Source organism: Streptomyces silaceus (assembly GCF_001419745.1).
Lineage (GTDB): Bacteria > Actinomycetota > Actinomycetes > Streptomycetales > Streptomycetaceae > Streptomyces > Streptomyces silaceus.
The window spans coordinates 1-9073 of sequence record NZ_LIRJ01000393.1; the positions used below are offsets into that span (position 1 = coordinate 1).

The 9073-nt window shown below is 76.7% G+C and carries 2 protein-coding genes; both read right to left on the reverse strand.

All coding sequences use genetic code 11. The features are described 5' to 3' along the window. Positions 1-8253: type I polyketide synthase (locus tag AOK22_RS43115; RefSeq protein ID WP_055702065.1), on the reverse strand; the 8253-nt coding region annotated here is incomplete at its 3' end. A 48-nt stretch (positions 8254-8301) separates the two neighbouring features. Then, the coding region (locus tag AOK22_RS31140) for a phosphopantetheine-binding protein (protein WP_244165182.1) at positions 8302-9073 on the reverse strand (772 nt) is incomplete at its 5' end.

Genomic DNA, 9073 nt, shown 5'->3' on the forward strand with positions numbered 1-9073 from the left:
GGCGCCCGGCGGCGGCCAGGCACCGGCCAGGGCACGGAAGCCCGTCGTGTCCACGGCGCCCTGCGGGACCGGCGCGACGACGGCGCGGGCGTGGCACGTCCACTCCCCCGCCGCCTCGCCGGCCGCGGGCTCGGGCCGGGAGTGCACGGTCAGCGGGCGCCGGCCCGTGTCGTCCGCCGGGCCCGCCTGGACCTGGACGTGCACGGCCGCCCGCGGGTCGAGGACCAGCGGGGCCTCCAGGGCGAGTTCGGCCACCTGGGCGCAGCCGAGCCGCTCCCCCGCGTACAGCGCCCAGTCGAGCAGGACGCTGCCGGGGACCACCACGGTGTCCACGACCACGTGGTCGGCCAGCCAGGGGTGGGTGGCCTGCGCGAGCCTGCCGGTGAGCAGCGCCGTGCCGCTCCCGGCGAGCTCGACCGCGCCCGCGAGGAGCGGGTGGTCGGCCGCCGTGAGGCCCACGGTGCCGGCGTCGCCGGCGGGCGCGGAGACCTCCAGCCAGTAGTGGCGGCGCTGGAAGGCGTACGTGGGGACGTCGGCGGGGCGCGCCCTGAGGTCGAGCAGGGCCACCCAGTCGACCAGGGCGCCGCGCGCCCACAGCTCCGCGGCGGTGCGCAGCAGCACGGGGCGCGCCGGCCCGCCGTGCCGCAGGGCGGTGGTGACGAGGACGTCCCGCCCGTCGGCCGCCGCGATCTCCTCGACGGCGGTGGCCGTCTCGGGGGCGGCGGGGGCGCCGAGCTCGACGACGGCGTCCACGCCGTCGGCCAGCAGGGCCTTGACCGCGGCGCCGGGCCGCACGGGCTCGCGCAAGGTGCGGAACCAGTGCTCGGCGTCGAGTTCGTCGGCGGTGAGCCGCGCCCCGGTCACCGCCGAGTACATCCGTACGCGTCCGTCGCCGGCCGTCACCCCGGCGGCGAGCGCCGTCAGCTCCTCGCGCAGGGCGTCGAGTCGCGCGGTGTGCGCGGCGGCGTCGTGCTCGGCGAGCAGTCGCCCCTGGCCCGCGGCGAGCAGCGCGCCGTCGGCCAGCGACAGGGCGCCCGCCGCGCAGGCCGCGGCGATCTCGCCGCCGCCGAGGCCGACGACGGCGGCCGGGGTGACGCCCGCGGCGGACCACACCGCGGCGAGCGACACCGTGACGGCCCACAGCGCCGGGCGGGCGACGTCCTCGCGCGCCAGCCGCTCGGGCGCCGCGCGCAGGACGTCGAGCAGGGCGACGTCGGTGTGCGGGGCCAGAGCCGCCGCGCACTCCGCCATGGAGGACGCGAACACCGGTGAGGAGTCGAGGAGTTCGCGCGCGGCGTCGGCCCAGCCGTCGAGCTGTCCGGGGAAGACGAACGCGGTCTTGAGGGCGGTACGCGCCGTGCCGCGCACGGCGGCGTCGGCGGATGCCTCCCCGCGGGCCAGGGCGTCGAGGGCGGCGGCGAAGCCTTCCGCGTCCTCGGCGAGGACCACGGCCCGGTGGTCGAAGGCGGTGCGGCCGGTGGCCAGGGCCACGGCGGTCCCGGCTGCGTCCGCGTCCTGCGCGGTGGCGTGCGCCCGCAGGCGGGCGGCCTGGTCGCGCAGTGCCGAGGGCGACTTGGCGGACAGCACCCACGGCAGCACTCCGGCGGCGCCGTCGCCGCCCGTCTCCCCGGCCGCGTCCTGCGGGGCCTGTTCGAGGATGACGTGGGCGTTGGTGCCGCTGATGCCGAACGAGGACACGCCCGCGCGGCGCGTTCCCCGCCCCGGCCAGGCCGTGGGCTCGGTGACCAGCTCCACGGCGCCGGAGGACCAGTCGACGTGGCCGCTGGGGCTGTTGACGTGCAGGGTCGGCGGGACGACGCCGTGCCGCATCGCCATCACCATCTTGATGACTCCGGCGACACCGGCGGCGGCCTGCGTGTGACCGATGTTCGACTTCACCGACCCCAGCAGCAGCGCGCGTCCGCCCGTCCGCTCCTGGCCGTACGTGGCGAGCAGCGCCTGCGCCTCGATCGGGTCGCCCAGCGACGTACCCGTGCCGTGCGCCTCGACCACGTCCACGTCGGCGGCACCGACGCCCGCGCTCTCCAGCGCCGCGCGGATGACGCGCTGCTGGGAGGGGCCGTTGGGGGCCGTCATGCCGTTGGACGCGCCGTCCTGGTTGACGGCCGTGCCCTTGACGACGGCGAGGACGCGGTGGCCGTTGCGCCGTGCGTCCGAGAGGCGCTCGACGAGCAGCATGCCGACGCCCTCGCCCCAGGACGTGCCGTCGGCGCCGTCCGCGAAGGCCTTGCAGCGGCCGTCGGGGGCGAGGCCGCCCTGCTTGCCGAACTCGGTGAACACGCCGGGGGTCGCCATGACGGCGACGCCGCCCGCGAGCGCGAGGTCGCAGGCGCCGCTGCGCAGCGCGGACACGGCCATGTCCAGGGCGACCAGGGAGGACGAGCAGGCCGTGTCGAGCGTGACGGCCGGCCCCTCCAGGCCGAGGGTGTAGGCGATGCGGCCGGAGGCGACGCTGCCCGCGGTGCCGTTGCTGAGGTAGCCCGCGATCTCCTCGGGGATCTCCTGGAGCCGTGCCACGTAGTCGTGGTGCATCAGGCCGGCGTAGACGCCGGTCCTGCTGTGCCGCAGGCTCGTCGGGTCGATGCCCGCGCGCTCGATGGCCTCCCAGGAGGCCTCCAGGAGCAGGCGGTGCTGCGGGTCCATCGTGGTGGCCTCGCGCGGCGAGACGCCGAAGAAGCCCGCGTCGAACTCGGCGGCGTCGTACAGGAATCCGCTCTCGCGGACGTAGGTGGCGCCGGTGCGGCCGGGCTCGGGGTCGTAGAGCCGCTCCAGGTCCCAGCCGCGGTCGTCGGGGAACCCGCCGATGCCCTCGCGCCCGGCGAGCACCATCTCCCACAACTCCTCGGGGGAGCCGACGCCGCCGGGGTAGCGGCAGGCCATGCCGACGACGGCGATGGGGTCGTCGTCCGTGGCCCGCACCTGCGCGGCCCGGGCGCCCCGGTCCGCGGGACCGGCCAGCGCCTCGTCCAGGAAGGCGGCGAGCGCCTCGGGGCTCGGGTAGTCGAAGACGAGGGTGGTGGGCAGCTGGACCTTGGTGAACTCGGCGAGGCGGTTGCGCAGTTCGACGGCGGTCAGCGAGTCGAAGCCGAGGGCGTCGAAGGACTGGCCGGGCGCGATGTCCTCGGGCTCGGCGTGGCCGAGGACGGTGGCGACGTGCTCGCGCACCAGGTCGACGAGGGCGGCGGAGCGCTCGGCCGCCGTCATGCCGAGCAGGCGGCCGTGCCACGCCGACGAGGCGGCCGCCGGGGCGGCCGAGGCGCGGCGCGGGGCCGTCCTGACCAGGGAGCGCAGCAGCGCCGGCGGGTCGCTCTGGCCGCGCAGGTCCAGGCGTACGGGTACGGCGACGGGCGCGGTCAGGCGGACCGAGGCGTCGAACAGGGCGAGGCCCTCGTCGGCGCTCAGGGCGCGCAGGCCGCCGCGGTCGAGGCGGCCCAGGTCGGTGGCGCTCAGGGTGCCGGTCATGGCGCTGAGGTCGGCCCACAGGCCCCAGGCCAGCGAGTGCGCGGGCAGTCCCGCGGCGCGGCGGTGCCGGGCGAGGGCGTCCAGGAAGGTGTTGGCGGCCGCGTAGTTGGCCTGGCCCGGGGAGCCGAAGACACCGGCGGCGGAGGAGAACAGCGCGAACAGTTCGAGGTCGCGGTCGCGGGTCAGCTCGTGCAGGTGCCAGGCGGCGTCGGCCTTGGGCCGCAGCACGGTGTCCAGGCGTTCGGCGGTCTGCGCGGTGACCATGCCGTCGTCGAGGACGCCCGCCGCGTGGACCACGCCGCGCAGCTCGGGCAGGGAGTCGACGAGTCCGGCGAGCGCGTCCCGCCGCGAGACGTCGCAGACGGCCAGGCGCACCTGGGCGCCCGCCTCCCGCAGCTCGTCGGCGAGTTCGGTGGCGCCGGGCGCGTCGGCGCCGCGCCGTCCGGCGAGGACGAGGTCGCGCACGCCATGGGCGGTGACCAGGTGCCGGGCGACGGCGGCGCCGATGACGCCGGTGCCGCCGGTGACCAGGACGGTGCCCTGTCCGGAGTACGCGGCCGGGGAGTCGGCGGCGGGCGCGGCGCGCACCAGGCGCGGCACGAGGACGTCGCCGTCGCGCACGGCGATCTCGGTCTCCTGGTCGGCGAGCGCGGCGCGCACCGCCGTCCAGGGGATCTCGTCGGCGTCGGTGCCGGGCGCGAGGTCGAGCAGCGCGAACCGCTCGGGGTGCTCGGAGCGGGCCGAACGCACGAGGCCGTGCACCGCGGCCTGCGCGGGGTCGGCGCCGTCGCCGGGGCGTGCCTCGACGGCTCCCCGGGTCAGGACGGCGAGCCGGGCCGTGGCGAGGGTGTCGTGCGCAAGCCACGCGTGGACGTGCTCCAGGGCACGGCCCACGGCGGCGCGCGCTCCGGCCAGGACCTCGGCGCCGTCGTCCCCTGTGCAGTCCAGGAGGACGGTGTCGGCGCCGGCGGCCACGGCGGCGAGCTCCTCGACGGAGGTGTCGGCGTGCCAGAGCGGCGGGGCCGCGGCGTCGCTGACGCCCTCGGCCGGCCGCCGGGGCTGCCAGGTCTCGGTGAACAGCGACTCGGCGACCACGGCACGCGCCGGGGCGACGGGGGTCTCGGTGACGGGCCGCAGCACGAGTTCGTCGATGCCGACGACGGGGGCGCCCGCGGCGTCCGCGATCCGCACGCGTACGGCGGCGGTGCCCGTGGTCGACAGGCAGACGCGGACCGTACGGGCGCCGCTCGCCCACAGCCGCACCCCGGACCACGCGAACGGGATCCGCGCGGTGTCCTCGCCGTCCTCACCGGCACCGGCCAGGCCGATGCCGTGCAGGGCGGCGTCGAGCAGCGCGGGGTGGACGCCGAAGCCCGCGACGTCGTCCGCGGCGGCCTCGGGCAGTTCCACGTCGGCGAAGAAGTCGGTGCCGCGCCGCCAGGCCTTCCGCAGCCCCTGGAAGGTGGGGCCGTACGCGTACCCGCCCTCGGCGAGCGCGGGGTAGAAGTCGTCGATGCCGACCGGGGCGGCGCCGCGCGGCGGCCACACCTCGCCGGTGACGGCGCCGAAGTCGTCGGCGTCCGGGCCGGGGGCGGTGACCGGGGCGACGACGCCCTGGGCGTGCCGGGTCCAGGCGGCCTCGGCGCCGTCGTCGAGGGGTTCGGGGCGCGAGTGGACGACGACGGGGCGGTTCCCCTGGTCGTCCGCCGGGCCGACGCCGACCTGGATCTGCACGGCGTCCTCGGGGGTGAGGACGAGCGGGGTCTCCAGGGTGAGGTCGCGGACCTGGCCGCAGCCGACGTTCTGGCCCGCGCGCAGGGCGAGTTCGACGAAGGCGGTGCCCGGCAGCAGGACGGCGCCCACGATGGCGTGGTCGGCGAGCCAGGGGTGGGTGGCGAGCGAGATGCGGCCGGTGAGCACGGCGCCGCCCGCGGAGGAGCCGTCGGCGACGCTGACGGCCGCGCCGAGCAGCGGGTGGTCGAGGCCCGCGAGTCCGGCGCCGCTCACGTCGCCGGTGCCGCGCGAGGAGACGCGCGGCCAGTGGCGCTGCCGCTCGAAGGCGTAGGTGGGCAGGTCGTGGGCGGCGGGCACGGCGGGCAGCAGCGCGCGCCAGTCCACGGCGGCGCCGCCGGTCCACAGCGCGCCGACGGCCCGCAGCAGCGCGGCGACCAGGGGGCGTTCGCGGTGGGCGACCGAGGTGACGGTGACGGAGTGGCCCTCGGGGAGGCTGTCCTCCAGGGGGCGGGTGAGGACGGCGTGCGGGCCGATCTCCAGGAAGGCGTCCACGCGCGGTGCGGCGGCGCGCACGGCGTCCTGGAAGCGGACGGCCTGGCGGGCGTGCCGTACCCAGTAGTCCGGCGTGGTGATGTCGTCCGCCGCGGGCTCACCGGTGACGGTGGAGACGAGCGGGATCTCCGGGCGGGCGAAGGCGAGCCGCGCGAGCACGGAGCGGAACTCGTCGAGCATCGGCTCCATCAGCGGCGAGTGGAACGCGTGGCTGACCTGGAGCCTGCGGGTGCGCCGGCCGGCCTGCGCGGCGGCCTCGGCCACCTGCTCCACGGCGTCCGAGGCGCCGGAGACGACGACGGCGGAGGGGCCGTTGACGGCGGCGACCGCGACGCGCGCCCGGTGCTCGTCGGGCAGGGCGGCGAGCCACGCCTCGGCCTGCTCCTGGGTGGCGTCCAGCGCCAGCATGGCGCCGCCGTCCGGGAGTTGCTGCATGAGGGCGCCGCGGGTGACGGCGAGGGCGACCGCGTCCTCCAGGGAGAGGACCCCGGCGACGTGCGCGGCGGCGATCTCGCCGATGGAGTGGCCGAGGACGACGTCCGGGCGTACGCCCCAGGCCTCCAGGGTGCGGAACAGTGCGACCTCGACGGCGAACAGGGCGATCTGGGTGTAGCCGGTCCGGTGGACGAGCTCGCCGTGCTCGGCGGGGTGTCCCTCGGACCCGGCGAGCACCACGTCCGCCAGCGGGACGTCGAGCCGCGGGTCGGCGGCGGCGCAGACGGCGTCGAAGGCGGCGGCGAACGGCGGCAGTTGCTCGTACCACTGCCGGCCCATGCCGACCCACTGGGCGCCCTGCCCGGCGAAGACGAAGGCGGTCTTGGCGCCGGGGCGTGCCGTGCCGTGGACGAGGTGGCGGCCCGCGGCGCCCTGGTCCGCGAGGGCGTCGAGGGTCTTGGCGAGCCCTTCGGCGTCCTCGCCCAGGACGACGGCGCGGTGTTCGAAGGCGGTGCGGGTGGTGGCCAGCGCGAGCGCCGTGCCCGCGAGGCCGGCGCCCGCCACGGCGTGGTCGCGCAGGCGGGCGGCCTGGGCGCGCAGCGCGGACGGCGACTTGGCGGAGAGCACCCACGGCAGCACGCCGGGTGCCGACACCGCGGGCGCCGCGTCGGACGCCTCCTCCTCGGCGGTCGGCTCCTGGGGAGCCTGTTCGAGGATGACGTGGGCGTTGGTGCCGCTGATGCCGAACGAGGACACGCCCGCGCGGCGCGGCCCCTGCCCCGGCCAGTCGACCCGGTCCGTGGCCAGTTCGACGGCGCCGGAGGCCCAGTCGACGTGGCTGCTTGGCTCGTCCACGTGCAGCGTCGGCGGTACGACGCCGTGGTGCATCGCGAGCACCATCTTGATGACACCGGCGACACCGGCGGCGGCCTGCGTGTGGCCGATGTTGGACTTCACCGACCCCAGCAGGAGTGCCTGGTCCCCCGAGCGCTCCTGCCCGTACGTGGCGAGCAGCGCCTGCGCCTCGATCGGGTCGCCCAGCGACGTACCGGTGCCGTGTGCCTCGACGACGTCCACGTCGGACGCGGCGAGACCGGCGTTGGCGAGTGCCTGGCGGATGACGCGCTGCTGGGAGGGGCCGTTGGGCGCGGTCAGACCGTTGGACGCGCCGTCCTGGTTGACCGCCGAGCCGCGCACGACGGCCAGGACGCGGTGGCCGTTGCGCCGCGCGTCCGAGAGCCGCTCGACGAGCAGCACGCCGACGCCCTCGCCCCACGCGGTGCCGTCGGCGCCCTCCGCGAACGCCTTGCAGCGGGCGTCGGCGGCGAGCCCGCCCTGCTTGCCGAACTCCGCGAAGACACCGGGCGTCGACATGACCGTGACGCCGCCGACCAGGGCCAGCGGGCAGTCGCCGGAGCGCAGCGCGCGGGCCGCCAGGTGCAGCGCCACGAGGGAGGCGGAGCAGGCGGTGTCCACGGTCACGGCCGGACCCTCGAAGCCGAGGGCGTAGGAGACGCGGCCGGAGACGACGCTGGAGGCGTTGCCGGTCAGCAGGTGGCCGAGCGACTCGTGCCCGGCGTGGTTGAGCATGCCGGGGTAGTCGGCGCCGTTGACGCCGATGAACACGCCGGTCCCGCTGCCGTGCAGGGTGGTCGCGTCGATGCCGGCGCGCTCCAGGGTCTCCCAGGAGGTCTCCAGGAGCAGCCGCTGCTGCGGGTCCATCTCCAGGGCCTCGCGCGGGGATATCCCGAAGAAGCCCGCGTCGAACTCGGTGGCCGTGTCGAGGAATCCGCCCTGCGGACGGGTGCCGCCCTCGGGCTGCTGCCAGCCCCGGTCGTCGGGGAAGTCGCTCATGGCGTCGACACCGTCGCGCAGCAGGTCCCAGAACGCCTCGGGCGTCCCGGCCCCGCCGGGGAAGCGGCAGCCCATGCCCACGATGGCGATGGGCTCCCGCTCGGTCTCCTCCAGGTCCCGGACCCGGTCCCTGGTGCGCTTCAGGTCCGCCGTCACCCGCTTCAGGTACTCGACGACCTGCTCTTTCTCAGCCATGTACGAAACCCCTCGTTGTACGCGTGGTGCTGGTGGGCCGTGCCTGCATCAGCTCAGCCCGATCTCGTCGTCGATGTAGCGGAGCAGCTCTTCCTCGCTCACCGAGCTCAGCTCGTCGGCCCCGAGCTCCTCGTCCCGGCCGCCGGTGGCGGCGCCCGCGAGCGTCCTGGAGCGTTCCCGCCAGCGCAGCAGCAGGGTCTCCAGACGGGCCGTCAGACGGTTGACCTCGGCCTCGTCCCGCTCGTCGTCGAGCATGGCCTCCAGGCGGTCGACGGTCTCCTTGCCCCATTCCTCGGCCGCCGTCTCGGGCAGCAGGATCCCGAGGAGATGGCCGGTGAGCGCCTCCGGCGTGGGGTAGTCGAAGACGAGCGTGGTGGGCAGCCGGGTGCCTGCCATCCGCGCGAGGCGGTTGCGCAGTTCCACGGCGGTCAGCGAGTCGAAGCCGAGCTCCGTGAAGGACCGGGTGGCCGAGATCTGCTCGGCCGTCCCGTATTTGAGCACCTCGGCGATCTGGCCGCGCACCGTCTCCAGGAGCGCGTCCGTCCGCTCGGCCGCCGGCAGCGCGGAGAGCCGGCTGCGCAGCGTCTGGGCGTCCGGCGCCGTAGCGCGGCGCGGGGCGGCGCGCACCAGGCCGCGCAGCAGCGCGGGGGTGTCCTCGCCGCCGCGCAGCAGGGCGCGGTCCAGCTGGACGGGCGCGGTGTGCGCGAGGCCACTGGTCAGGGCGCGGTCGAAGAGGGCGAGGCCCTCCTCGGTGCTGAACGGCAGGACGCCGCCCGCGCTCATGCGGCGCAGTTCGTCCTCGCTGAGGGTGGCGGTCAGC